The 26524-nt window shown below is 44.9% G+C and carries 27 protein-coding genes and 1 other RNA gene; 11 read left to right on the forward strand and 17 right to left on the reverse strand.

What is annotated here, in order from left to right:
• Positions 1-63: 63 nt before the first annotated feature.
• Genes NEJAP_RS17915 through NEJAP_RS17930 form a run of 4 tightly spaced genes read right to left on the reverse strand, consistent with a single transcriptional unit; the run spans position 64 to position 4526 of the window.
• Positions 64-1332 carry an FAD-dependent oxidoreductase gene (locus NEJAP_RS17915; RefSeq protein ID WP_201348468.1) on the reverse strand — a complete coding sequence of 423 codons (1269 nt, stop codon included), beginning with the start codon at positions 1330-1332 and terminating at the stop codon, positions 64-66.
• A 9-nt stretch (positions 1333-1341) separates the two neighbouring features.
• Entirely contained in the window at positions 1342-2592 is a 1251-nt protein-coding gene (ubiH, locus tag NEJAP_RS17920; RefSeq protein WP_201348469.1) for a 2-octaprenyl-6-methoxyphenyl hydroxylase, read from the reverse strand.
• Positions 2592-3923 (reverse strand): Xaa-Pro aminopeptidase, encoded by a 1332-nt coding sequence (gene pepP, locus NEJAP_RS17925; RefSeq protein ID WP_201348470.1) that lies wholly within the window; start codon positions 3921-3923, stop codon positions 2592-2594. The genes ubiH and pepP overlap by 1 nt, the downstream gene beginning before the upstream one ends.
• Positions 3924-3938: 15 nt before the next feature.
• Positions 3939-4526, reverse strand: coding sequence for a UPF0149 family protein (locus tag NEJAP_RS17930; RefSeq protein ID WP_201348471.1), 588 nt, complete (start codon positions 4524-4526; stop codon positions 3939-3941).
• Positions 4527-4678: 152 nt separating this feature from the next.
• On the opposite strand from NEJAP_RS17930, the gene NEJAP_RS17935 reads away from it, so the two are divergent.
• The 4 genes from NEJAP_RS17935 to NEJAP_RS17950 all read left to right on the forward strand — a co-directional run bounded on the left by NEJAP_RS17935 (position 4679) and on the right by NEJAP_RS17950 (position 6071).
• Positions 4679-4888, forward strand: coding sequence for a TIGR02449 family protein (locus NEJAP_RS17935; RefSeq protein ID WP_201348472.1), 210 nt, complete (start codon positions 4679-4681; stop codon positions 4886-4888).
• Positions 4885-5190 (forward strand): cell division protein ZapA, encoded by a 306-nt coding sequence (locus NEJAP_RS17940; protein ID WP_201348473.1) that lies wholly within the window; start codon positions 4885-4887, stop codon positions 5188-5190. Before NEJAP_RS17935 ends, NEJAP_RS17940 begins: the two co-directional genes overlap by 4 nt.
• Before the next feature lie 116 nt (positions 5191-5306).
• A non-coding RNA gene (gene ssrS / locus NEJAP_RS17945) (6S RNA) lies at positions 5307-5484 on the forward strand.
• Between the two features lie 8 nt (positions 5485-5492).
• The gene (locus NEJAP_RS17950) at positions 5493-6071 is read left to right on the forward strand and encodes a 5-formyltetrahydrofolate cyclo-ligase (RefSeq protein WP_201348474.1); all 579 of its coding nucleotides are present in this window, start codon (positions 5493-5495) and stop codon (positions 6069-6071) included.
• Positions 6072-6238: 167 nt separating this feature from the next.
• On the opposite strand, the gene NEJAP_RS19470 is transcribed toward NEJAP_RS17950, so the two are convergent.
• Complete coding sequence (locus NEJAP_RS19470; RefSeq protein ID WP_268927819.1) at positions 6239-6373, reverse strand: hypothetical protein; 135 nt, start codon at positions 6371-6373, stop codon at positions 6239-6241.
• A gap of 216 nt (positions 6374-6589) precedes the next feature.
• Entirely contained in the window at positions 6590-7501 is a 912-nt protein-coding gene (locus NEJAP_RS17955) for an AEC family transporter (RefSeq protein WP_201348475.1), read from the reverse strand.
• 76 nt (positions 7502-7577) lie between these two features.
• On the opposite strand from NEJAP_RS17955, the gene NEJAP_RS17960 reads away from it, so the two are divergent.
• Both NEJAP_RS17960 and NEJAP_RS17965 read left to right on the forward strand, forming a co-directional pair.
• Positions 7578-8090, forward strand: coding sequence for a glycine cleavage system protein R (locus NEJAP_RS17960; protein ID WP_201348476.1), 513 nt, complete (start codon positions 7578-7580; stop codon positions 8088-8090).
• 85 nt (positions 8091-8175) lie between these two features.
• Positions 8176-8424 carry a GlsB/YeaQ/YmgE family stress response membrane protein gene (locus NEJAP_RS17965; protein WP_201348477.1) on the forward strand — a complete coding sequence of 83 codons (249 nt, stop codon included), beginning with the start codon at positions 8176-8178 and terminating at the stop codon, positions 8422-8424.
• 16 nt (positions 8425-8440) lie between these two features.
• Here NEJAP_RS17965 and NEJAP_RS17970 read toward each other — a convergent pair whose 3' ends face one another.
• Both NEJAP_RS17970 and argH read right to left on the reverse strand, forming a co-directional pair.
• A complete protein-coding gene (locus NEJAP_RS17970) occupies positions 8441-9439 on the reverse strand; it encodes a GGDEF domain-containing protein (protein ID WP_201348478.1) in 999 nt (332 codons plus the stop codon).
• A 328-nt stretch (positions 9440-9767) separates the two neighbouring features.
• Positions 9768-11162, reverse strand: a complete 1395-nt coding sequence (argH, locus tag NEJAP_RS17975; RefSeq protein WP_201348479.1) for an argininosuccinate lyase — start codon at positions 11160-11162, stop codon at positions 9768-9770.
• Positions 11163-11347: 185 nt separating this feature from the next.
• Here argH and hemC point away from each other — a divergent pair, with 185 nt between their 5' ends.
• From hemC to NEJAP_RS17995, 4 genes are read left to right on the forward strand one after another with little or no spacing between them, the layout of a single operon-like run.
• Positions 11348-12292: a hydroxymethylbilane synthase gene (gene hemC / locus NEJAP_RS17980; RefSeq protein WP_201348480.1), complete on the forward strand. Its 945-nt coding sequence runs from the start codon at positions 11348-11350 to the stop codon at positions 12290-12292.
• Positions 12273-13097, forward strand: a complete 825-nt coding sequence (locus tag NEJAP_RS17985; RefSeq protein ID WP_201348481.1) for a uroporphyrinogen-III synthase — start codon at positions 12273-12275, stop codon at positions 13095-13097. Before hemC ends, NEJAP_RS17985 begins: the two co-directional genes overlap by 20 nt.
• Entirely contained in the window at positions 13094-14428 is a 1335-nt protein-coding gene (locus tag NEJAP_RS17990) for a uroporphyrinogen-III C-methyltransferase (protein WP_201348482.1), read from the forward strand. Before NEJAP_RS17985 ends, NEJAP_RS17990 begins: the two co-directional genes overlap by 4 nt.
• On the forward strand, positions 14428-15726 hold the full coding sequence (locus NEJAP_RS17995) for a heme biosynthesis HemY N-terminal domain-containing protein (protein ID WP_201348483.1): 1299 nt from the start codon (positions 14428-14430) through the stop codon (positions 15724-15726). Before NEJAP_RS17990 ends, NEJAP_RS17995 begins: the two co-directional genes overlap by 1 nt.
• Positions 15727-15809: 83 nt before the next feature.
• Here NEJAP_RS17995 and NEJAP_RS18000 read toward each other — a convergent pair whose 3' ends face one another.
• The 5 genes from NEJAP_RS18000 to trxA all read right to left on the reverse strand — a co-directional run bounded on the left by NEJAP_RS18000 (position 15810) and on the right by trxA (position 20966).
• Complete coding sequence (locus NEJAP_RS18000) at positions 15810-16262, reverse strand: DUF302 domain-containing protein (RefSeq protein ID WP_201348484.1); 453 nt, start codon at positions 16260-16262, stop codon at positions 15810-15812.
• 219 nt (positions 16263-16481) lie between these two features.
• A complete protein-coding gene (locus NEJAP_RS18005; RefSeq protein ID WP_236590985.1) occupies positions 16482-17543 on the reverse strand; it encodes a 2Fe-2S iron-sulfur cluster-binding protein in 1062 nt (353 codons plus the stop codon).
• Positions 17540-19039 (reverse strand): 4-hydroxy-3-polyprenylbenzoate decarboxylase, encoded by a 1500-nt coding sequence (ubiD, locus tag NEJAP_RS18010; protein ID WP_201348485.1) that lies wholly within the window; start codon positions 19037-19039, stop codon positions 17540-17542. Before ubiD ends, NEJAP_RS18005 begins: the two co-directional genes overlap by 4 nt.
• A gap of 129 nt (positions 19040-19168) precedes the next feature.
• Complete coding sequence (gene rho / locus NEJAP_RS18015; protein WP_201348486.1) at positions 19169-20428, reverse strand: transcription termination factor Rho; 1260 nt, start codon at positions 20426-20428, stop codon at positions 19169-19171.
• 211 nt (positions 20429-20639) lie between these two features.
• The gene (gene trxA / locus NEJAP_RS18020; protein ID WP_028470566.1) at positions 20640-20966 is read right to left on the reverse strand and encodes a thioredoxin TrxA; all 327 of its coding nucleotides are present in this window, start codon (positions 20964-20966) and stop codon (positions 20640-20642) included.
• A 178-nt stretch (positions 20967-21144) separates the two neighbouring features.
• Here trxA and ppx point away from each other — a divergent pair, with 178 nt between their 5' ends.
• Positions 21145-22665 carry an exopolyphosphatase gene (gene ppx, locus NEJAP_RS18025; protein WP_201348487.1) on the forward strand — a complete coding sequence of 507 codons (1521 nt, stop codon included), beginning with the start codon at positions 21145-21147 and terminating at the stop codon, positions 22663-22665.
• A gap of 82 nt (positions 22666-22747) precedes the next feature.
• Here ppx and NEJAP_RS18030 read toward each other — a convergent pair whose 3' ends face one another.
• From NEJAP_RS18030 to yrfG, 4 genes are all read right to left on the reverse strand, one after another.
• Positions 22748-24295, reverse strand: a complete 1548-nt coding sequence (locus NEJAP_RS18030; protein ID WP_201348488.1) for a phosphoenolpyruvate carboxykinase — start codon at positions 24293-24295, stop codon at positions 22748-22750.
• Between the two features lie 176 nt (positions 24296-24471).
• The gene (hslO, locus tag NEJAP_RS18035) at positions 24472-25344 is read right to left on the reverse strand and encodes an Hsp33 family molecular chaperone HslO (protein WP_201348489.1); all 873 of its coding nucleotides are present in this window, start codon (positions 25342-25344) and stop codon (positions 24472-24474) included.
• Positions 25345-25419: 75 nt separating this feature from the next.
• A complete protein-coding gene (gene hslR / locus NEJAP_RS18040) occupies positions 25420-25815 on the reverse strand; it encodes a ribosome-associated heat shock protein Hsp15 (RefSeq protein ID WP_201348490.1) in 396 nt (131 codons plus the stop codon).
• Entirely contained in the window at positions 25815-26492 is a 678-nt protein-coding gene (gene yrfG, locus NEJAP_RS18045) for a GMP/IMP nucleotidase (protein ID WP_268927820.1), read from the reverse strand. Before yrfG ends, hslR begins: the two co-directional genes overlap by 1 nt.
• Between the last annotated feature and the right edge of the window lie 32 nt (positions 26493-26524).

The raw sequence follows: 26524 nt of genomic DNA on the forward strand, positions 1-26524 counted from the left end.
CGACCTACGACTTATGCCTAAAACTATTCATACTTACACTAGGATAAATGCATAATACTCATGTCAGCCTTGATCTATTGGCCTTCTTGCCAACGCAGGGATATCGCCACTCAAGCCCATCGCTTGCATCACCACATGCTGTTTAATAGGAGACAGGCGACTCAATGTATTCATACCCATATTTCGCACTAATTTAAGCAAAGGCTGCTGGTGTCCAAATAACTGCTTGAAAGCCTCCATACTCGCCGACATCTGCAAGTTGGCACTTTGTCGCTGGCGCTGAAAGCGTTTCAAAACAGCCTCACTGCCTATCTCTTCTCCACGAGTATGAGCCGATAAAACCTGCTCAGCTAATGCTGCTGCATCCATCAGCCCCAAATTAACTCCCTGTCCAGCCAAAGGATGAATGGTATGTGCAGCATCACCTATAACAGCTAACCCTGCCTGCACATAATATTGTGCATGGCGTTGGCGTAACGGAAAGAGGTGTCTTTTGTCTGCCCATAGCGCATCCCCCAAGCGACCTTCAAATGCACGTGTTAGCGCGGCACAAAACGCATCATCATCTAATTCGATAAGTGCTGCCGCATGATCTGGCGATGTAGACCATACAATAGAGCAACAATGGGGATCATCGAGTGGCAGAAAGGCCAATGGCCCGTCATCAGTAAATCGCTGCCACGCAGTCTTCTGATGAGGTTTTTCTGTACGTACCGTAGTAACAATGGCGTGGTGCCCATAATCCCACTCCCACATAGGAATAGAGGCGAGCTGTCGCACTTTTGACATAGCCCCATCAGCAGCAACAACTAATTTGCTACGCCACTGAGAGCCATCTTTGCAGGTCAATAATCGCAAGCAGCCATCAACAGCACTTCCTGGCTCTGACAACTTTATAACAGAAGCCCCCGTCACTACGCTCAAATTATCTACTTGCTGTGCTGCCGCATACAAGGCGGCAACCGTCACTCTATTTTCTACTATGTGACCGAGTGCAAGCTCATGCAACTCTCGTGAGGAAAAGTGTATATGACCACTACCCTCGCCATCCCAAACATCCATATCAGTGTAAGGATTGATACGAAGCTGCTGCATGTAAGGCCAGGCACCCACGTGTGTTAATAGCTGCTGCGAAGCGCATGTCAAAGCACTCACTCGAGGGTCATAGCCAGCCGTGAGCTGACCAGCAACATCATCTATAAGGCGCTCAGGATCAAACTCTCTATTTTCCAGTAATACGATATGTAACCCAGAAGCAGCTAACGCTAACGCTGCCGTTACACCTACCATACCACCGCCTACTATAATTATGTCAGCTGTTTGTACGGTCATTCTGTTACCTTATTTCAAACGAGGAGCGGGAACATCTAAACCCATTGCCGCGCGTGCAAAAAGTGTTTTCGCCGGCGGGCAGATATCCATCAATTGCAAACCAAGATCGCGGCCTAATGCTAGCATTGGATTACGATTCGAAAACAATTTCATGGTTTTGTCACTCAAACCAATCGTTCTCTTTTGATCGGCTATACGCGCCTGATGGTAAGCTTGCAACATAGAAATATCTCCTACAGACATATCGCAACGTCGCGCCTCAATAATATGCTGCGCCAAATCAACCACACCCCGCAATGCCAAGTTATACCCCTGACCCGCAATCGGGTGCAATGCATGCGCTGCATTACCCAGCACGGCTAACCCTGGGCGTACCTGCTCATCTGCCAATACCAGTTTGAGCGGGTAACTAAAACGTTTTCCGACATGCATAAAGCGCCCGCAACGATAGCCAAAACGCTCTTGAACACGTGCTAAAAACGCAGCATCGTCAAGCCCCATAACAGCATCTAACTCAGCATCAGGTACCGTCCACACCAAACCACAGCGCGCCATGTCATCTTGATCTTGTAAGGGTAGCAAGGCCAAAGGGCCTGTATCTGTGAAACGCTCATAAGCAACATTCCGATGAGGGCTCTCAGGACTTATGTTAGTAACCACAGCATGTTGTTCATAGACAACTTGTTGATAACTAATTCCCAAGCTTTCTCGTAACTCTGAACGCCCCCCATCAGCGATAACAACCAACGCAGATGACACCTGAATTGTTTTGTCGTCCATAAGGATATCTAGCTGCATCCCCTCTTCGATAGGCGTTACACTGAGCACTTCTGCAGGGCAACAATAAGTAACCCTCTCGGCGTACTGATGAGTGGTAATGTGGTTCAGTAGCGTACGGCCCATCCATTGGTTCTCAACAACATAACCTAACGCAGGTACGTGCTCTTCTTCAGCGTGCAAACGCGTAGCACCAAAATGCCCTTTATCAGAAACATGGATACGCTGGATCGAAGACACATGTTCAGAAATAGCGTCCCAAACACCCATCTGCTCATAAAGTTTTCGGGCACCATAAGACAGAGCCGTAGCGCGCGCATCATAACTCGGTTGATATTGGGATAAGTCGCTGGTCGGCATCGGCATCGACTCAACTACAGCAATTTGCAGATTGAGCGCTTCGGTCATAGGTAACAAAGCCGCAGCCAAACTCGCTCCAACCATCCCACCACCAATAATGACAATATCGTAATGTGTATTCATCAATGTCTCGCAGCAGCCATCAGCGCCTCAATCTCATCAACAGTTTTTGGCACTGACGCTGTCAACACTTCACAACCTTCCGCAGTAACCACAACATCATCTTCTATACGGATGCCAATACCGCGCCAGCAGGCATCAACGCTTTCATTGTCGGGAGCAACATAAATACCAGGCTCAACCGTCATGACCATGCCAGGTTCTAAGAGCCGCCACTGGCCATCACTCTTATAATCACCAACATCGTGTACATCCATACCCAACCAGTGACCCAAACGATGCATATAAAATGCTTTGTAAGCACCGCAATCAATCAATTCATCAACCTTGCCTTTTAATAGTCCGAGCTCGACTAAGCCTTCGGTAATCACCCTGACTGACGTATCGTGCGTTTGCTCCCAAGGAATGCCCGGTTTAATCTCTTCCAAACATGCTGATTGTGCTCTAAGCACTAGTTCATACAAAGCACGCTGAGCATCACTAAAACGCCCATTAATAGGAAAAGTACGTGTAATGTCACCTGCGTAATAGTCAGTTTCACAACCCGCATCAATTAATACTAGATCACCTTCCCTTAGCATGGCGTTATTCGATACATAGTGCAGAACACAACCATTCTTACCACCTCCCACAATGCTGGAATAAGCAGGTAAGCGGCAACCATGTTGCATAAAATGATGGATAATCTCTGCTTCTAGCTGGTACTCCATCAAACCAGGACGACATATCTGCATAGCACGAACATGTGCTTGAGCGGATATTTCACCTGCAGCACGCATTACTTCAATCTCTTGCTCTGATTTAAGCAGTCGCATCTCGTGTAGCACAGGGCCCAACTCAATAAGGCGAGAAGGCACTTTAACGCCCTGACGACGCTTTTTGCGCATTGACTCTAACCAGTGTTCAACACGAGACTCTGTGCGGTAACACGTACCCATACAGAAGTAGATAGACTCCATACCATCAAGTATTGATGGTAAACGCTCATCAACGTCATCAATAGAAAACGCTTTATCCGCCAGAAAGTCTACTTTAGCACCCTCAGGTCCAGACCGATAACCGTTCCAAATCTCCATCTCTGGATCACGGGGCTGGCAAAACAGGTGATAGCTAACAACGGCCTCGCCTTTTGTAATCACAATCAGCGCTTCAGGCTCATCAAAGCCACTTAGATAATAAAAATCACTATCCTGCCTAAAAGGAGATTCAACATCACTGTTTCGCTGCTGCAACGTTGCTGAGGGAACAACAACCACACTATTAACAGGCAGCTGTGCGAGGAGCCGCTCTCTGCGCTCAGCAAACTCGCACTGATTGATACAGGGTTGTTTCATGCTCACATCATCCATTTAGTGCATTTTAGGTGCGTTTGGGTTGCTCACGGCATCACTGCTAAGATTGCATTCTGAAAACAGCATTAATACAGCCATACGTACATACTCTTCTAGCTGCATTAAATCCGCTTCACTATCTTCACCATCGTCAACTTCATTTGCTACCTGTGAAATTTCTGACAAGTCTCTAAGCACATCTTTCGCTTCATCAGAAAGCGACTTATCCGTTTGCTTTCCCTGATAACCAAAACCTGTCATAAAACCCTGGCACCAACGCCCTAACGATTCGACTCTTTGCGCAAGCGTCGCGTCATCATCAGGTAGAAGCATCGTCAGCTCTAAACTAAAACTCTCCATCTGCCCCAACGTCTGCTGATAAAGACCAATCATACCCACCTTACTGGTTTCTTGTGTAAGCCCATCTAGCTCTAACAACTCCGCCACGGTACTTAGCCAAATATCTGGGACCATGCGGGCACCGGACGACAATTGCCCTGCCAACAAACCATGTAATTCAGAGGGTGTGATAATGAAAACATTCTCTGATACAAGTAGGTTGGCTATCGCATCAAAACCAATCAGCTCTTCACTCACTTCCGGCATTATTCACTCTTCTCTTCACTGTTTTACAGACATATATTTCAAAATATTTTGATTATCCTAGCATTGTAATCTATACAGAGCTATGCAGACTCGATTGACCCTCTAAGGCAGCCTGTTTATAGTCCACTTTAGATTTTATGTTGGATTCCCGAATGACAGACCATTACTTTATCGCACTTGAACAAAAAATTGATCAGCTACTCGCCCGTTGTGAGGAGCTTGAACTGGAAAACCAGCATCTCAAGGCCACCGGATTACAGGCCCGACAGGAAAGAGCTCGCCTTCTCCAAGTGAACGATCAAACACGTGTACAAGTTGAAAAAATGATTCAACGCATGAAGACACTGGAGCAAAGCTCATGAGCAACGACGCTGGACACAAAGTCGCTATCAAAATAATGGATAAAGAGTACTTGATTGGCTGTCCTGAAGGCTCAGAAGCAGAGCTATTTGTTTCAGCCGATTACCTCGATAAGAAAATGCGCGAAATTCGTGATGCCGGAAAAGTATTAGGGTTAGAGCGCGTAGCGGTTATGACTGCATTAAACCTTTCCCATGAGTTATTACAGAACAAAGCTCAGCAACAAGAAAATTTAGAAGAGCGTATTATGAAGCTCAGCAAAAAAATTGACAGCTCACTCATAAAACCTAAGGGAACACCCTAGGGTGAACATAAAAACCATATTAACTGTATAATTTTCAACCAGTTAAAGACTCCTCTTAGCAGATATTTAATAAAATACAAGAGCTGACTTTGGCGCCAAACGCGTTATAATGATCTGGCTCCCTGAGGTGTTCGTTAATTGGTTACGTCCCTCGAGCCGATAATTACCAGTATGGATTTTTCTAGCAAGTGTTGTGTGCATGTCCGTTTTCGGAAAGCCTTATACACTTCGGAGATCTCCTCCTTGAACCTTCGGGTTCAGGGCCACAACCAGTAACGGCATCTTGGGGAGTCTCTACGTTAATGGACGCACGCTCAACACTTCGTCAGTCAATGCGCCAAAAGCGACGATCCTTAACACCCAAGCAACAAGCGACAGCGGCACTCAAGCTGCTAGCTGAAATCAAAAAACTTCCCAGCATACATAAATCTAAACATCTTGCACTTTACTTACCTAATGATGGTGAGCTCGATCCAACACCTATTATTCATTGGTGCTGGAAGATGAAAAAAAATGTTTACCTACCCGTGCTACACCCACTCTCACATAATCGGCTTTGGTTTGTTAGATACACCCCTCGCACGCCAATGACACGTAATATTTATGGCATTTTAGAACCCAAAGCTCCCTATCGCTTCATTTCTGCAGCCAAGATGCTAGATATCGTATTACTACCGCTTGTTGCATTTGATGACAAAGGAGGGAGGCTTGGCATGGGTGGCGGCTATTATGATCGAACGTTCAGCTTTATTAGACAGTTCAATGCCCAAAAACCACGTTTAATAGGGCTTGCACATCATTTACAAAAAGTTGAACAGTTACCTACTGCAAGCTGGGATGTGCCATTAACAATGGTGGCGACTGACCACGGTTTTTATTAATAATAAAATTCATATTGCCGTGTATTTTAATAAACCCTCAATAATATTTTTATGAGCATGTCGTTAATACATTAATGACATGCCCATATTTTATTTTATCGAATATATAGCTGCCCTCACGATATGCAAGGAAATGGAATTTCTCTTTCAACTTAGTAAGTTAACATTTAACCTTGGCGATTAAATACTTGCTCCACCAACGATGCAAACTGAAAGTCTGTTTGAGAAAATACGCCTGTTAGGACTGAGCCCACTACAAACGTCATTACTACTACCATCACTAAATCAGGACCTTTCTTCATATAATCTCTATATTTTCATTAATCAGCTTATTTACATACTACCGATACATTATCTCCGCATCCCATCCAATTATGGTGCATAAACAATTAACTCCCTATTTAGTATTATAGCCAGCAGAAGAGCTTTTACCCTAACAAAGAACAAAAAACATGCTACGAATCATCATATTTCAGGAATTTTTCTGAATTTCGCAACATTTTAACCTCTTCGTCATGTTAAATCAGCACTCCCAAGACAATCGGCAAAGTCAGCATTGATAACAACACCTGCCCTGTAATAATGGCTGCCATCATTTCGGCATCACCACCTAACTGTCTTGCCAAAATAAAAGCGGAAGGAGCCGTCGGCACGGCAGCAAAGACAAGCAAGAGACCCGTAATAAAAGAAGAAAGTTCCATAAAAAAACAAATTCCATACATTATAAATGGAAAGAGTAATAATTTAATAAATGAAGACACCCAAACGGCCGACTGCACTGCCCGCAAAGCTTGAAGATTCAAACCCGCACCAACCGCCAAAAGCCCCAATGGCAATGCCATACTACCCAACAGCCCAGTCACAGATGCAACCGCTGATGGAATTCCAATACCGCTAACATTTAACCCAATACCCAGCAAGCAACTTAGAATCAGCGGATTTTTTATGAGTGTAGCAAGCAAACCCCGCACACCTTGCTTACGCGCCAATTGTGTTGAGAAAACTATAATGCTCAATAAGTTTAATAATGGAATCATGAACGCAATAACGACAGCAGACACAGCAACAGCGTCACTCCCATAGAGTGTGCTAACTGAAGCCAGCCCAACATAGGTGTTAAAACGCACAGACCCTTGATAGAAAGAGGTAAACCCTGCCCCAGAAAGCCCCATCCAATAACGAACCACAAAACACAGGCCTGTACCGATTAATAACAGAGCCACCACGGCAATCGATATATCCAAAATAGAAACACCGCTTATATCGGCTGAGCCTAACTTATTAATCAACAGCACCGGAAACAATACAAAGTATGTAAGTTTTTCAGCAGGTTCCCAAAAGCCATTACCAGGAAAACCTGCTCTACGCCCTGCAAAACCTAAGATTAATATTGCAAAAACCGGCCATAAAGCACTTAGCACTGACAACATATTTGTGTACTATCCTCTTATATCAGATATTTATATCTTAGCTTTGAGATCACACCTTTTAGAAGGAACCAGCTATATGACCTCCCTTATATTAACAGTCATCGGACCTGACAAGCCTGGACTCGTTGAATGTTTATCTCAAACTATTGCTGCACATGACGGCAACTGGCTAGAATCTGCATTATCACGACTCGGTGGAAAATTCGCAGGTATCCTCGTAATTAAGGCCCCTAAAGCAAAAGCCGCAGGATTAACCAGCGCCTTACTTGAGCTAGAAAAGTCTGGCCTTAAGATCATTGTCGAAACAGCTGATGAACAAGACAGACCCGACACGCTCCAGTCTTTTACACTCGAACTAATTGGGCATGACAAACCAGGCATCGTACGTGAAATTTCGCAAGCCTTGGCACAACGGCACATCAATGTTGAAAGCTTATCGACAGAACTCGTCTCTGGCTCAATGTCAGCAGAACTACTGTTCAAAGCACAAGCTCAACTACTCGCCCCTGAAAGCCTAGATTTTGACGACCTTCAAAGTGCTATAGAATCAATTGCCAGCGACCTAATGGTTGATATCACATTGAACTAACGCCCTGGCGGGCCCCGCCCGCCAACTTTACCTACCAAGTAGAAATCGATTCAAAAACGCCTCCATTTACATTAAGGGCACTTCTATGGGTATTTTTTCATGGATCCTAATGGGTTTTCTTGCAGGGGCTGTTGCCAAATGGCTAATGCCAGGCAAAGATCCCGGCGGTTGTTTTATAACCATCATTTTAGGTATTGCTGGCGGAGTTGTCGGCGGATATCTAGGAACAATACTAGGATTTGGGAAAGTCAACGGGATTAACCTAGTTAGCTTTGGGCTAGCTACAACAGGGGCTGCACTATTACTCCTCATTTATCGCCTAATAAAAAAATAACCGCTAATCTGTTTCGTTATGCATTCTCTTTTTCAACGAGAATGCTTTCATCGAATGAAACTGTTTTTGGCTTACTCTCTAAAGAGGGAGCCAAGCACACTCTATTTCGACCCAATGACTTAGCTAAATACAAGGCATCGTCAGCCCTCTTCATCCACTCGCGTGACGTTTCTTCATGACCTAGTTCTGCTACGCCAATCGAAACAGTAACAGCGTGATCAGGTATCAACTGCGCTTGCTCAAACAACCCACGTATCTTCTCTGAAAGATTACTTGCTTCTTCTAAGCGCCCTTCAGCTATTACAACAAATTCTTCTCCGCCAAAGCGGAACAGTATCTCACTTTTACGGATAACGCCGTTGAGGTACTCTACAAAGCGCTGTAAAAACAGATCTCCAACTGCATGCCCATACTCATCATTGATGCGTTTAAAATAATCAATATCGATGATCACAATAGAGACCGGCGCTGCTCTTCTTGAAAAGAGAGAGACTCGGCTTTCTATAGCATCATCAAGAGCTCTGCGGTTATTTGCACCGGTTAACGGATCTATCGTCGCTTGCTCAGCAAGCCTTTGTTTATCTTGTGTCATGCGTGCAGCAAAAAAATAGGAAAACAAACACACAAGTAAGTATGTCACCACAAATCCTGATAACTGAAACGCGGAAAGCGCCTCATAGACTAATGCGGTGATAGCGACTGCAGAAAGAACACTAATACTGATGGCAACCTTTAGACGAACCATAAAGTAGCCGCCTATCGCGGTAGGGTAGGCCCAAAACAACATATCCGGCCCCTTTACCGAAATCACTGCCAGCATGCCGCTGGTGTACATCAAGGTAAAGAGAGTGCTTACTGTTCTGAAATTTGCACCATTACGACCATAAACTCCCAAGGAGACAATGCCTGAAATAATTAGAAGATCAAGAATCACCATGACCCACTCACCTTGCAAAGCACGGCTAACGGCAAAAGGAAGAATAGCCAAGACACCGAGGGTACCTTGGATCATCATAATGTCTTCCTCAAGCCTAGAAGTAGCTCGGCTGGCCTTTAGTAAAGGCATGACTTTTCTGAACGCATACATCCCTATACTCGTATTTATGCAAAGCGTTAGTGTAATAGATGTGTATATTTGTACCAGCCCGAGAAAAAAGAGGCAAATTTAAGGGAAGAGCGATTATCAATAACAGACAAATGCTCGCAAAGACGTCCTTTAACACTCCCGTAGTACTTTTAGATCTTAACAAAACAGTTCTGAATATTTGCAAACAAATCTTTAGACAAAAAAATAGCGTGCAAGAGCACGCTATTTTTTCAGCACTGGGTAGTGTTATAAATTACTAAGCACGTGCCCCCAGTTTATCCTGACCTCGCTTAACGGCAGCTCTTACCTGATCTGGGGCAGTACCACCAACATGATTACGTGCAGCCACCGAACCTTCTAACGTCAACACATCAAATACATCTTCAGAGATAGTATCGGAGAATGCCTGTAGCTCCTCCAGTGACATCTCTCCCAAATCTTTACCTGTCTCAATCCCATAAGCAACCGACTTACCGACCACTTCATGAGCATCGCGGAAGGGCATACCTTTTCTGACCAAGTAATCAGCAAGGTCCGTCGCTGTGGAGAAACCACGCAGAGCGGCTTCACGCATGTATTCTTTACGTGATTCAAGCGCAGGCACCATATCAGCATAAGCTCGCAAACAACCTTTCACTGTATCAATGGTATCGAACAACGGCTCTTTATCTTCTTGGTTATCTTTGTTGTAAGCCAATGGCTGTGACTTCATCAACGTTAACAAGCTGAATAGGTGACCATAAACACGTCCACTTTTCCCACGTACCAGTTCAGGCACATCTGGATTTTTCTTTTGCGGCATAATAGATGAGCCGGTACAGAAACGATCTGGTAGATTAATGAAATTAAACTGAGCAGAGGTCCACAACACCAACTCTTCGGACATACGTGTCAGATGCATCAACAAAAGACTAGAAGCCGCACAAAACTCAATACCGAAGTCACGATCAGATACAGCATCTAATGAATTTTCAGCAGGCGCGTCAAAACCTAACAACTGACAAGTAATATCACGCTGAATCGGATAGGTAGTACCCGCTAAAGCAGCCGCACCTAACGGCATAATATTAACTCGCTTACGCGTATCAACAAAACGATCGTAGTCACGACTAAGCATTTCAAACCACGCCATCAAATGATGGCCAAACGTTACAGGCTGAGCCGTTTGCAGATGGGTAAAGCCAGGCATGATCGTATCAGCTTCTTGATGAGCCAGACCCAACAGCCCCTCTTGCAAGCGTGTAATTTCAAGTAAGATAAGATCAATTTCATCACGCAAGTATAAGCGAATATCTGTCGCTACTTGGTCATTACGAGAACGCCCTGTGTGTAGCTTCTTACCCGTAATACCAATTTTAGCCGTGAGCGCTGCTTCAATATTCATATGAACATCTTCAAGCTCAATAGACCACTCAAAGCGACCTTCTTCGATATCTGTGCTTATTTCAGATAATCCTTGGATAATCATGTCACGCTCAGCAACAGTCAGCACACCGGCTTCAGTCAACATTGTGGCATGAGCAACCGAGCCTTGAATATCTTGTCGATACATACGCTGATCAAATTCAACTGATGCCGTGAAGCGTGCTACAAACGCATCCGTTGGCTCATTAAAACGACCACCCCACTGCTGGTTGGTTTTATTGCTCATGCTCAGGACCTCACTATGAAAACTGGACAGACCGTTCTGGTCTAAATTTGCGAGGGATTATATCAGTTTTGGCACCCGATGCGTGTTCTCTTGATATATGCAAAGCCCCTGAAACGAAATGATCTGTTACAATCGCTGCATTCGCCCGGTAAGGCCCATTGTCGTTTTCACTTTAGGACAGGACTATGCAGAAAAAAGTTGTGCGCATCGCGACCCGAAAAAGCCTATTAGCACTTTGGCAAGCTGAGTATGTTAAAGCTGAGCTGGAGAAGCACCATCCAGGTATTCAGGTAGAACTGCTGGGCATGACAACCCGTGGCGACATTATTCTCGATACACCACTGGCAAAAGTTGGCGGCAAAGGGCTATTTGTTAAAGAACTCGAAGTCGCCATGTTAGAAAATAGAGCAGATATCGCCGTTCACTCCATGAAAGATGTCCCTATGGAGTTCCCCGAAGGCCTAGGCCTTTCTGTTATTTGCCCACGCGAAAAGCCAACAGATGCCTTTGTTTCTAACAAGTTCAACTCCCTTGCTGATTTACCTCAAGGCGCTATTGTTGGAACATCATCACTACGACGCCAATCACTCATAAAAGAACAACGCCCAGACCTTGAAATTCAAGACCTTCGCGGCAATGTTCAAACACGTCTAAGAAAACTAGATGAAGGTCAATACGACGCCATTATTCTTGCTACCGCAGGCCTACTACGGCTGAAACTAGAAGAACGTATTCGTAGTGAACTACCCGACGACATCTGCCTGCCCGCTGGCGGCCAAGGTGCTGTCGGCATAGAGTGCCGCCTTGATGATGCAGATACCATTGCCCTACTGGCGCCACTGCACCATCAACCAACAGCATGGTGCGTATTGGCTGAACGCGCACTAAATAGACGCCTTGAAGGCGGCTGTCAGGTTCCTATTGCCTGTCACGCCATACTCAACGAAGCCCAAGATGAAGTATATTTACGTGGTTTAGTTGCACGCCCGGATGGCACTACCGTTTTACGCGACGAAATGCGCGGACACCCTGATCAAGCAGAAGAGATTGGCGTCACAGTAGCCGAGCGACTTTTGGCAGCCGGTGCTGATGAAATTCTGAGCGAAGTTTATGCAACCAACAAAGGTTAAACTTCCCTCGCTTCACAACCAACGTGTGCTAGTAACACGCCCTACTCAGCAAGCAGATCAGCTCATTGACCTGCTTAAACAGTGTGGTGCTAAGCCTGTGCACTTACCGGCTCTGAAGATATGTCCTATCAGTGATACTGACTCCCGATATGCGCAGCTCAGAAATCAGATGATGAACTTAGATCATTACTCCATCATCATCTGTATTAGCCCCAATGCAGCACACCAGGCACTCGAGTGGATCGATCAATTCTGGCCGCAGCTCCCCGAAGGGATTGATTGGTATGCCATTGGCAAAAAAACGGCTCACATATTAAACAATCAAGACATTTTAGCTCACCATTCAACAGCAGGCTTTGATTCAGAAGCCATGCTGACACTACCAGAACTAACTGATATTCGTGGTAAAAGAATTCTCATTTTACGAGGCTCAAGCGGCAGAGCTATGTTAGCCGAAACACTAACAGCCCGCGGTGCTGAAGTAGAGTATGCTAATCTCTACGACAGAACATGCCCCGAATATGACGATACGCATATCAAAAGTATTATTTATAACATTCCTTTATCATCTATCCTGATTACCAGTGGCGAGGCCCTTAGCAATTTTGTTACAGTTGCTGCTGGTCGCCAAAAACAGTTCAGCACGGATTCACTACATCATCTTTATCTTGTAGTACCTAGTGAGCGAATTGCTGATCAGGCTAGACACAAAGGATTTACACGAATCAAGGTAGCGCAAGGGCCGGATGACTTATCCATGGTAACAGCGCTAAATTCAGCTAACGACTCGGAAGCCAACGCATGAAACATACCGAGAAAAAAACTCAAACCACCGTAGAAGCCGTCATCGAGTCGAAAACCGCACCGACAGACCAAACCGTAGACGAATCAACAGTCGATACTAAGAATACAAAAAGCAGTACCGACAACGTGGTTGAAACAGCTAAAGAAGAACAATCTTTAGCAAAAAGCCAAAACAAAGACAGCGACGCTCAAGAAACACCTGAGCCTGTTAAATCAGAGCCGGTCGACAAAACAACGCCACCTCCTGTCATGCCTGCAGAGGAAAAACAAGCAGCTACGTGGCCCGGAAAACTAGCGCTAGTTATCTCTATTATCGCGCTAGGCGGCAGTGGCTACCAATATTGGCACTCCATGCAAAGTCAGCAACAAGATAGCTCTACGATCGACAACCTTAAACAGGAAGTCAGTAAAGCAGTTGCCAGTGTCAATACACAGCTTACTGATACAAAATCAGTCGTTAGCTCCCAAGTAGCATCGGTAAACCAAAACCTAACGTTACTGCAGTCTCAGTCTTCAAAAGAGCAAAAAGGCATTGAAGAGCTACAAACACGCCTGACACAAAGCATCCAGCAAGTAACAGCCAAACAAAGCAACTCACGCAAAGATTGGCTACTCGCAGAAGTAGAATACTTACTGAGGTTAGCCAACCAGCGTATTTTGATGGAAAATACCTCTTCAGGTGCTTTATCACTACTTAAATCTGCTGACAAAATTTTAAAAGAAACAGATGATGTATCCATCTATACTGTCCGCAAAACATTAGCCTCAGATATTGCAGCCCTTGAATCAGTCCCTACTTTTGATCTTGAAGGCTCATACCTGAAATTGGCAGCCCTAAGCGAACAGATTAACAACCTGCGTCTAGTTCCGCTTACAGACAAGAATAAGCTACCTTCTCTGATCGAAGAGATCTCGCCGGAAGCCATGAGCGAAACATGGTCGAGTGGATTAAAAGAGTCGTGGGCTAAAGCTGTTGATAAGGTAGAGAAACTCGTTGTTATTCAACATCGCGACGAGCCAATCGAGCCACTACTATCACCTGAGCAAAACTACTACTTACAACAGAACTTACACCTGATGTTAGAGCAGGCTCAATTAGCACTTTTGCAGAAAAACCAAATCGCATTTGATCGCAGCCTCGTCAAAGCTGAAGAGTGGACGGGCACCTACTTTGAAGAAAAAGATGCCACTACCCAAGCACTCATTCGTGGTATTGATGAACTCAAAGGTCTAAAGATCTCACCGGAGATGCCAAACATCAGCGGATCACTCAATGCGCTAAAAACGTACCTGCAACAAGTCACCAAACTTAAGGAAAAAGGAGCAGCATAATGAAAAGATTATTTCTGCTGCTCCTCATCGTTCTGGCTGCGGGAGCATGGGTCGGCGAAAAAATGGTCAAAGACCCTGGCTATGTTCTGATCTCCTATGACGAGAGCACAATAGAAACCAGCCTTTGGGTGCTATTAGTTGTGCTAACACTGGGTTTTGTTGCACTTCATTGGGCCGTGAACATATTCTTTAAAGCGCGCTTCCCTACGGCTAAATTCCGTGAGTGGCGCGAGCGTCGTGATGCCCGCCAAGCGCAAGGCAAAACATTAAAAGGCTTACTCGCTTTATCAGAAGGCCGCTGGTGGAAAGCACAACGCTTATTGAGTCAATCTGCTGAAAGTTCAGACCAACCATTAATCAACTATATTGCTGCAGCACGTGCAGCTCATGAGCAGGGTGAAGACAAAGCCGCTGATGAGTTACTACAAAAGGCTCGCAGTAGCGTACCTCAAGCCGAAGTCGCTATTGGTATCACTCAAGTGCAAATCCAGCTTGAACGTGGGCAACTTGAGCCTTCTTTAGCAACGCTGCTGCGTTTGCGCAGGCTCGCCCCAAAACATACTTACGTACTCCGTCTCTTGAAAGATGTTTATGTTCGCTTAGAAGACTGGCAAGGGTTAACCAACCTAATCCCAGAGCTGCGCAAACTTAAAGTACTAAAAGAAGACGAAATCGCTGCTCTCGAACAAACCTGCTATTCAGAGTTATTGGAAAGCACACTAGAAAAACTTCCGGTAGAAGCAGATAGCAACACTCGCTTACAAGCGCTAACAAAAGAGTGGAAAAGCTTACCTTCAGCACTTTCTCACGATACAGAGATGATCCAGCGTTACATCGAGCAGCTGGTGAGCGCAGGCTCTGAAGATAAAGCCGAAAGCGTCCTTCAAGACAAAATCAAACGTCAGTGGGACGAAGACCTCGTCAACCTTTATGGTCGAATTAAAGGTGAAAGTGCCCATAAGCAGCTCGAAGTTGCTAAAGGCTGGCTGAAAAAGAACCCAGATAGCGCAGCACTTAAACTCACTCTTGGTCGACTTGCCATGCGCAACGAGCAATGGGGCAAAGCCGTAGACTATATGGAAGAAAGTTTAGCGCTTGAAAAACGCCCTGAAACTTACACCGAGCTAACACGAGTATTACAACACCTGGGCGACAACAAGCGCTCACTGAGTGTTATGCAAGATGGGCTCGCCTTAATGGGTGGTGGGTTAACGCCTATTCCACTGCCTGCTGCACAAGAGCAAGGCGAAAGCAAAACTGACGAAGAAGCTAAAGAGAGCAGCACAAGCAACGCTTAAAACGTCACTTTCTTTGTATATATAAAAAACCAGCACTGGTGACGGCGCTGGTTTTTTTATGTCTGAAAAATCAACATATCGAATTACGGCTGAGTAGCCGCTTTAGCAAAGTGTTTAAGCGCGCCTGTAACTTGCTCAAGAACAGCAAAACACTCTTGTAACTGATGACGCTTGGCCAAGTACGCAGGGTTGTTATAGCTTAACCATACCTGCCCTGCCTCATCCTCATGGATCAATGCTTTTTGCGGAAGATCAATGGCTGCACTCTGGTCGCACAACATCAGTGGCGTGCCCACTTTTGGATTACCAAAAATCACTAACTCAGTTGGGCGTAACTGCATATCTACTTTTTTCGCACCTGCGGCATGATCAATGCGCGCAAACACATTCATGCCTTTTTTAGCCAATACAGCCTCAAGCCGGTTTGCTGTTTCGTTAACATCATGAGCACTCTTTACACTGATAACACCATTATCAGCTATAGCAGCTGATGAGAGTGAGAACAAAGCAATAAAACCTAATAGAAATTTACGCATGGGAAGCCCTTCTTTATATTCATTGAAAATAAGTAATAATTTTAAGCCCCTTGTTAATAAGGGCGCCAACAGGACAGAAAGAGTTCATTTTGACAGACTGTTTTACATAAAAGTTCATATTCAGTTGATACAACTAAGCAACACTTTTCAGTTCTATAGACATAAAAAAGCCGATCAAAAGATCGGCCATTTAAACGTATTAGCACTGGATTTCTAAAGCTACTTCTCTGGGCGAGGTGCGTAAGCAAATACGTCAGAGTGCATCTGCACTTGCTGCAGGCCTTTCTCTTCGCACGCATCCAATAGCGCATATATCATAGGAGGAGATCCACTGGCGTACACTTCAACGCTTTCAAGTGTAGCAAAATCATGTTTGATCGCATCAGGCAGCAGGTCAACACGCCCTGTCCAGCCGCAGCTGTCGCCCGGCTCACTGACTACAGGGTGATAAGTAACATTATCGTTCTCTGCCGCCCATTGTTTTGGTAACTCAGGCAGATACAAGTCTGCAGCGATACGTGCGCCCCAGTAAATATGAATAGGGTTTTTCACACCGCTAGCAAGTAGGTGCTCCATCATGCTTTTTACTTGCGAAAAGCCTGTACTTGCCGCGGCCAAAATAATCGTCTGGTCTGCTGCAAAGCTTGCTGCTTGTAGGTAGCAGTCGCCTTTTGGCAGTTCAACTTCTACACTCTTAGAACTCTGTAAATGCGCCAGAATCGCACTCGACAACTCACTCTCAGGTGCGTGCCTTACATGCAATTCAAGGTTACGCCCTGCTTCTGGCGCACTACCAATAGAAAATGCAGCTTGCTGACCATCAGGCATGACAATTTCGAGATATTGACCAGCATAATAGCTTACCGACTGAGATGCTGTTGCTGGCAAAACCAGTGATACCCTATATACATCTTTGTTTAGCTTTTCAATTTGCGCAATATCACAATTCAAACGTTTCACTTCTTGCTCTCCAGGGCGCTTCAGCCCTTTAATATTTACCCAACAATCACTGACGGGAACAGATGTACATGCCAAGCCTAAAACGTCAGCACTGCCTTCAACTTGATCGCTGCTGGCTACTAAATGCTTTTCTGGATAGCGCTGCAAGGCTTGACCTGACAGCAACTGGTATTCACATATTTGGCATACGCCGTTTTGGCAACTCCTTGGCATAAGATAACCATAACGCTCCACAACCTGAAGTAGCGTTTCGTCGGGGTTGCACAATAGTGGCTGAGCCAGCTCATTTAAATACAGCTGTATCAGCGATTTTTTATTCACACTTTACTCATTGTAGCATCCGGCATGATGCCAAGATCATCCCAAAGTTCATCGACACGCTGCTTAACATCCGCATCCATCTCGATAGGCTCGCCCCACTCTCGGGTGGTTTCACCCGGCCACTTATTGGTCGCGTCCATACCCATTTTAGAACCAAGGCCTGATACTGGCGAGGCAAAGTCTAAATAATCAATGGGGGTGTTGTCGATCAACAAGGTATCACGCGATGGATCCATCCGCGTTGTGATCGCCCAAATAACATCGTTCCAATCTCGCGCATCCACATCATCATCGCAAACAATCACAAACTTGGTATACATAAACTGTCGCAAGAAAGACCATACACCCAACATAACGCGCTTTGCATGCCCTGGGTACTGCTTCTTCATGGTGACAACAGCCATCCGGTAAGAACACCCTTCTGGCGGCAGATAAAAATCAACAATTTCGGGAAATTGCTTTTGCAGGATTGGCACAAACACTTCGTTTAGTGCAACACCCAAAATGGCTGGCTCATCAGGTGGACGCCCGGTATAAGTACTGTGATATATCGGCGTATCACGATGCGTAATGCGCTCAACAGTAAATACTGGAAAACTATCAACCTCATTGTAATAGCCAGTATGATCCCCAAACGGGCCTTCATCTGCCATTTCGTCAGGTGCGATGTAACCTTCAAGAATAAACTCGGCACTAGCAGGTACCTGCAAGTCATTACCTACACACGAAATAACTTCTGTTTTGCCTCCCCGTAACAAACCTGCAAAAGCATATTCAGATAAAGTATCAGGCACAGGTGTTACCGCACCAAGAATAGTGGCAGGGTCAGCACCTAGCGCAACAGCAACCGGGAAGTTTTCACCGGGGTGTTTTTCTTTCCACTCGCGAAAATCGAGCGCTCCACCACGGTGCGCTAACCAGCGCATAATCAATTTATTTTTGCCAATCACTTGCTGACGATAAATCCCAAGATTTTGGCGTTCTTTATTAGGGCCACGTGTAATGACCAAAGGCCACGTCACTAAGGGACCAGCATCGCCCGGCCAACATGTTTGAATTGGTAATGTACTTAAATCAACATCATCGCCTTCAATCACATGAGTCTGACAAGCAGCCTTTTTAACAACTTTAGGCCCCATGTTTAGCACTTGCTTAAACACGGGCAGCTTTTCCCAGGCATCTTTCATGCCCTTAGGAGGCTCAGGTTCTTTTAGCATTGCCAGCACTTTACCAACTTCTCGTAGCGCTGAGACGCTTTCTTCACCCATACCCAACGCTACCCTTTCAGGCGTGCCAAACAAATTACCCAGTACTGGATAGTTATAACCTTTTGGATTCTCGAACAATAGCGCTGGCCCGCCTGCTCGCAAAGTACGGTCGCAAATTTCCGTCATCTCAAGATTAGGATCAATCTCTTGCTTAATGCGCTTAAGCTCACCTCTGGCTTCTAACAAAGCCATAAAATCGCGTAGGTCGTTATATTTGAGATTCGACATCAGTTAGAGCTCTTTTTTTACTAAGCGTTATTAATACAAGCAGTGACAAGGTTATTTACAAACTCGGCAGCAGCACTGCCCATAAAAAAGGGCAAGCACAAGCTCACCCTTAATCACATATCTAGCAGCTTACTTTCGGCGCATCGACATAAAGAATTCATCATTTGTTTTAAAATCTTTAAGCTTATCAATAACAAACTCAGTGGCCGCGGAGTCCTCCATAGAGTCCAGCAGCTTGCGCAGAATCCACATTCGTTGCAGTTCATCTTCAGATGTTAGCAAGTCTTCACGGCGTGTGCCTGAACGACGGATGTTAATGGCAGGATAGATACGCTTCTCAGCAGTTTTACGGTCTAGGTGCACTTCAGAGTTACCTGTACCTTTAAACTCTTCAAAGATAACTTCATCCATCTTCGAGCCAGTATCAACCAGCGCAGTCGCGATAATAGTTAAACTACCACCTTCTTCAATATTACGTGCCGCACCAAAGAAACGCTTAGGGCGCTCTAATGCATGCGCATCAACACCACCGGTTAGCACCTTACCGGAAGAAGGAATAACTGTGTTATATGCACGAGCCAAACGTGTAATAGAATCAAGCAAGATAACAACATCCTTCTTATGCTCAGTAAGGCGCTTCGCTTTCTCAATAACCATTTCTGCAACTTGTACGTGACGTGATGGCGGTTCATCAAAGGTAGATGCCACTACTTCGCCGCGCACTGTACGCTGCATTTCTGTTACTTCCTCAGGACGCTCATCAATCAATAATACAATGAGGTGACACTCAGGGTTGTTACGCGTGATGCTGTTAGCAATATTCTGCAGCATCAGGGTTTTACCTGCTTTAGGCGGAGATACCACTAAAGCACGCTGACCTTTACCCATTGGACTAACGAGATCCAAAATTCGTGCGGTAATATCTTCTGTACTGCCATTACCTTGCTCCATACGTAAACGCTTTTGCGCAAATAATGGTGTCAGGTTTTCAAACAGTATTTTATTTTTTGCGTTTTCCGGGCGATCAAAGTTAATTTGATTAACTTTAAGTAATGCAAAATAGCGTTCGCTGTCTTTTGGCGGACGAATTTTACCGGAAATAGTATCACCGGTACGCAAGTTAAAGCGTCTGATTTGGCTCGGTGAAACATAAATATCATCAGGGCCGGCAAGGTAAGAGCAATCTGCTGAGCGCAAGAAACCGAAACCATCCTGGAGAATTTCCAGCACACCATCGCCATGAATATCTTCGCCGCTCTTAGAATGCTTCTTCAAGATGGCAAAAATCACATCTTGTTTACGAGAGCGGGCTAAGTTATCTAGGCCCATTTCTTTTGCAATATCGAGAAGCTCGGGAACGCTTTTAGTTTTTAATTCGGTAAGATTCATATATTTTGAGGTGAGTAACTAAGTAGGATAATAATTGAGAAAAGAGGGAAAATTCGAAAGAGTATATGTAAAGAACTGAAACGCTCAAATACTGAACAGAAGCGCCAGACAAATCAAATATAGAAGGTTGTATCGCGAGTGTCTAGTAAAACGGAGAAGATAATTACTAAAGTTGCTATTTCTTCCCCGTTTTCATCTAGCTTTACATAACTTATAGGTTTGAATCAATAAAAGCAGACAACTGCGATTTTGATAGTGCACCTACTTTAGTCGCCTCAACATTGCCGCCTTTAAACAGCATTAATGTTGGAATACCACGAATACCAAACTTAGGTGGTGTTTCACTGTTCTCATCGATATTCAGCTTACAGATTTTCAAACGACCTTCGTAATCTTTAGCGATCTCTTCCAGCACTGGCGCAATCATTTTACACGGACCACACCACTCTGCCCAGTAATCAACCAGCACAGCAGTATCTGCTTTTAGAACATCTTCATCAAAAGATGCATCAGTAACATTAACGATATTTTCGCTCATTTAACCTCTCCAAACGCACCAGAAACGCTGAGTGCTTTCAAAACAAAGCAAGATGATACCATCTGAATGAAATAAATGTGAACTCTCTTCATTCATTGAGCTAATTCACTGAATATGTCTTTTTGTTCTGATACTCTTGGATTTTTACACCGCTAACGCTAAAGAGAAGATTAGCTTAATGCACAATTCAGAAAATCATACAGATTCAGTACCGGACGACTCACTTCTCGCCGCTATTGACCTGGGCTCTAATAGTTTCCACATCGTTGTTGCCCGCCTCTCTCAAGGAGAGCTTTCTACCGTCGATATCATGTCAGAAAAAGTACAGTTAGGTGCTGGCATAGGTCCTGATAAAAAACTTTCTTGCGAGGCGATGGAAAGAGGCCTTAGCTGTTTAAGCCGGTTTTCACAGCTGTTGAGTGATTTACCACATGACGCTGTAAAAATCGTTGCTACAAATGCACTTCGAGAAGCCGCCAACCGTTACACTTTCACCGAACAAGCCGAAAAAATACTGGGTATTCCTATTGAAATTATTGCCGGCCGCGAAGAGGCCCGGCTAATCTACTTAGGCGTATCCCATACTCTGGCCAATACCACGGGAGCCCGACTGGTAATAGATATTGGCGGCGGCAGTACCGAATGTATTATCGGTGAGCATTTTGAGCCACTTGAGATGGAAAGCCTGCATATGGGGTGCGTGAGTTATACGCGCCGCTTCTTCAGCGATGGCCGCATCAATGAAAAAAACTTCAAACATGCTGAACATGCTGCGATGCGTGAGTTGCTTTCTATCCGAGAGCGCTATAAAAAAGCCGGCTGGGCTACGAGCGTTGGTTCTTCCGGCACGATAAAAGCCATAAAAAACGCCTGCATTGCCAGCGGATTTAGCGAAGAGCGCATCACTCGCAAAGGGTTAGAGCAACTAAAAAAACAGATCCTCACATTCGACACCTTATCAGAACTTGATATCGATGGTGTCAAAGCAGAAAGAGCTGCCATTTTACCGGCAGGACTAGCAATACTCATCGCGTTATTTCAATCATTGAAAATAGAAGAAATGACTTTTTCTGATGGCGCACTACGTGAAGGTCTACTCTACGATATGGCTGGGCGCTTACGCCACGAAGATATACGCGAGCGCTCAATATCCGCTCTAATGAAACGTTACCATGTGGACGAAGCTCACGCTCAACGTGTTGAGCACACCGCATTGGCAGCGCTAGCACAAGTAAATAAAGCGTGGGGGCTTACCTCACCCTCCCATCAAGAGATGCTGAGCTGGGCAACCCGCACGCATGAAATAGGCTTAACCATTGCACACAGCCAATACCATAAACACAGCGCTTACTTACTACAGCACTCTGACCTTGCAGGCTTTACCAAATCAGAGCAGCAGCTTCTTGCGTTTTTAGTTCGAGGAAATCGCCGTAAATTTCCAAAAGGTGATTACAAACAGCTACCTGAACGCCGTAAAGATGCCTATAAGAGACTATGCGTCTTGCTCAGGTTATCCGTTATTTTGCATCGTAGTCGTAATGCCTCTGCTCTGCCTGCATTTACATTAAAAGCAGATGGTAAGAAACTAAATCTAAACTTTGCGAAAGGTGTACTGATAGAACACCCATTGACTCAAGCTGATCTTGAACAAGAGATAGACTACCTAAAAAATGCAGATATTAAACTAAGCATCAGTTAGTCCGCCATAAAGCTATACGCGCTATAAACGAAAAAGCCCCTGCTTATGTGAATAAGCAGGGGCTTTTTGTATCAGTCGTTACTTAAACTTTAGGGCCGGCATCAATAATGTCCGTAGAAACACCTTCAAACTTCGTGAAGTTGTTCACAAACTGACCAATCAAGTCACGTGCAGCAGCATCATAAGCTGATTTATCTTCCCATGTATCACGAGGATTCAACAAGGCTGAATCAACACCCGGTACAGAAGTAGGAACGGTCAAGTTAATACCCGGTAACTGCTGGGTTTCAACACCTTTCAATGCACCACTCTGAATTGCAGCAATCACACCACGTGTTGTTGGAATACTGAAACGCTGTCCAGTTCCATAAGATCCACCTGTCCAACCGGTATTAACCAGATAAACCTGAGAGTCAAACTCTTCAACACGCTTCATCAACAGCTCAGCGTATACGCGAGCAGGGCGTGGAAAGAACGGAGCGCCAAAGCAAGTAGAGAAAGTGGATTTAATACCACCACCAGAACCCATTTCAGTAGACCCTACCAATGCTGTGTAGCCAGACAAGAAATGATAAGCCGCTGCTTCTTTTGTCAAAATAGACACAGGAGGCAAAACACCCGTCAAATCACATGTAAGGAAAACAACGGCTTTTGGTTCGCCACCCATATTAGTAGCAGAGCGCTTTTCAACATGCTCTAGTGGGTATGCACAACGACCATTCTCAGTGAGAGAAGTATCATCGTAGTCCGCTTTACGATTATCATCTAGCTTTACGTTTTCAACGATTCCGCCAAAACGAATAGCATCCCAAATGATAGGCTCGTTTTTCTGGCTCAGGTTGATCGTCTTCGCGTAACAACCACCTTCCAAGTTAAAGACAACGCCTTTACCCCAACCATGCTCATCATCACCAATGAGGTAACATGTAGGATCTGCAGATAAGGTCGTTTTGCCTGTACCTGATAACCCGAAGAACAATGTAGTATTGCCATCTTCGCCAATGTTTGCTGAGCAATGCATAGGCAATACATCTTTTTCAGGAAGCAAGAAGTTCTGTACAGAGAACATCGCTTTCTTCATTTCACCCGCATAACGCATACCGGCCAACAAAACTTTACGTTTAGCAAAGTTAAGGATGACACAGCCTTCACTGTTAGTGCCATCACGCTCAGGTACGCATTCAAAGTCAGCAGCATTAATGATCTGCCACTCTTCTTTCGCTTTTGGGTTGTATTCTTGTGGACGGATAAACAGGTTCTGACCGAACAAGTTCTGCCATGCTGTTTCTGTTGACATTTTTACGGCTAGGTACTGATTTGGATCAGAGCCCACATGAACATTAGCTACAAAGTGTTCTTTGCTAGCCAAGTACTCTTCAACACGATTCCAAAGAGCATCAAATTTATCGGCATCGAATGGGCGGTTAATGCTACCCCAGTCAATAGAATCAGCAGTGCTAGGTTCTTCTACGATAAAGCGATCCATCGGAGAACGCCCTGTGCGCTTACCAGTAGTTACTACTAGTGCGCCGGAATCTGCCAGCGTTCCTTCGCCACGGCTAATTGCCTGTTCCACGAGCTCAGCACGGGTCAGATTAAAGTGTACGGTATTCTCAGTTTCTTTGGTCATTCTGTGGATTCCCTTGGCTCGGCGCCAAAAAACGTTACCTAAAAAGCAAAAAACCCCTTTATTCTGCGTATAACCGACAGTGAGTAATTATTTGGGGATGCATATTATTACAAAAAGTTGCGATTTATGCCATGCCAAAACCGCAGATCCGCGGCTTGGCAGCCATCACATCCGCATCAATGCAGCTGATCAGATTTAGGCACATGCGCCGAATCTGAAAACATCGCTCGAATATCTGTTTCATCAAAGGTGTAATGCTCGTTGCAAAATTGACAAGCAACATCGATAAGACCTTGTTTTTCAATAATTTCGAGCAATTCGTCTTGTGTTAGAAACTGTAAGCTATTGGCACTTCTCTCTCGCGAGCAATCACATTTGAATTCAACTGAATCAGGATCATACAAACGACATTGCTCTTGATGGAATAGACGAAAGAGTAATGCGTCGTTATCTAATTCCAACAATTCTTCTGCTTTGAGCGTCGCACCAATCTGTTCAATATGCTCCCAATCATTTTTAGCAGTGCCTGCTGCAGGCATAACCTGTAATAAGAAGCCAGAAGCACGGTTCTCATCAGCCGCCAAATGAATTTGCGTTGGTAATTGCTCAGACCGCTCAAAATAGTCAGCTAAACAAGCCGCCAACGTTTCTTTTTCTAGAGGTACAATCCCCTGATAACGCTGCCCAACTTCTGGCTCAATAGTTATAACTAGGTGGCCATCACCGATCAGCTCAATAATGCCAGCATTCTCATCAATATCACCTTCATATCTGGCTATACCCCGGCATTCACGCTTATTGTTCACTTCAGCCATCAATGCACTAACAGCTCCCGTACCTTGAGCTTGTAACAGGAGTCGCCCATCAAACTTTAAGGTAGTGCTGAGCAATGCTACTGCGGCTAGCATCTCTCCTAATGCATTACGTATCGCTGTTGGATAGTCATGTAGCGCGAGCATATCCTGATAGGTTTTGTCCAAACCCACCAACACACCCCGGATATCGAGATCATCAAATAAAATACGCTGAATTTGATCAGGGTTACTCATATTGCCAATTTCTCACTTTACAAAAATTATTCGTTGTCCATTTTACCACAAAGTTTTTGCTGTAAACGCTAGCAATTATCCTCTTTGTAGCTCTTTAACACCTAACAACTGACGGCGGCTACGTTTATCCGGCTTATGTCCAGGGCTTAGATCAGCACCTTTTAATGCTTTTCGTTGCAGTGCTTCTTTTTCTCGACGCTCCAGGCTATCTGCCGTTTCTTCATATAATAGCTGTGCGTCGGCGGCACCACGGCGCTGCTCAGATAAAGCTTTTACAATAACAACACGCTGGTCAAAGCCTTGTCGAATTTGCAGCGTAGCGCCTAACTCAACTACTTTACTGCACTTAGCTCGCTGCCCTTCATAATGCACTTTCCCACCATCAACCATCTGCTTGGCAATGGCGCGGGTTTTATAAAAACGCGCTGCCCATAACCACTTATCTAGACGGACTTTCACCTGTTCAGACATCACTTTTCTCCTTCAGGTTTAAGCTCACTGAAGTGCTCTAGCGCATCAAACTCATCGATATCACGTAGTGGGCTTTGGCTATCAGGTTGTGATATAGCTAATAAATAACGGATACCATACTTTTTCGCTGATGCTAAAACAGACAAGCTATCATCTATCAACAGAGTCCGCTGAGGGTTAAAAGGTTCTACTTCCTGCAGTTTTGTCCAAAAAACCAGATCTTCTTTAGGTAGACCAAAATCATGCGAGCAAACAATTGAATCAACACGCTCGGCTAAATCAGTCCTTTCTAGTTTTAATGAAAGGCTACCACGATGCGCATTAGTCACTATCACTGAACGCATGCCCGCTGCTTTCACTTGTTTAAGAAAGTCCTGTACATGCGGCCTAAAAGCGATGCGATCCGCCACTTCTTTTTTTAGAGCAACGATATCGACGTTTAACTCTTGCGACCAGTAATCCAAGCAATACCAGTTCAGCGTTCCATATTCCTTCATGATGCGCTCGTGTAACCACTCTCTCGCCTCCTTCGTATCCATTTTATGGATATCCGCGTAGCGTACCGGCAAATGCTCTAACCAGAAGAAAGAGTCAAAGTGTAAGTCCAGCAGAGTTCCGTCCATATCTAACAAAACAGTATCAATACTGGACCAATCAAGCGTAGCAGGTACAATCACATCAATGCCTCTTATATCAATCCATCAGAATG

It is taken from the genome of Neptunomonas japonica JAMM 1380 (assembly GCF_016592555.1).
In the GTDB taxonomy this organism is placed as follows: domain Bacteria; phylum Pseudomonadota; class Gammaproteobacteria; order Pseudomonadales; family Balneatricaceae; genus Neptunomonas; species Neptunomonas japonica_A.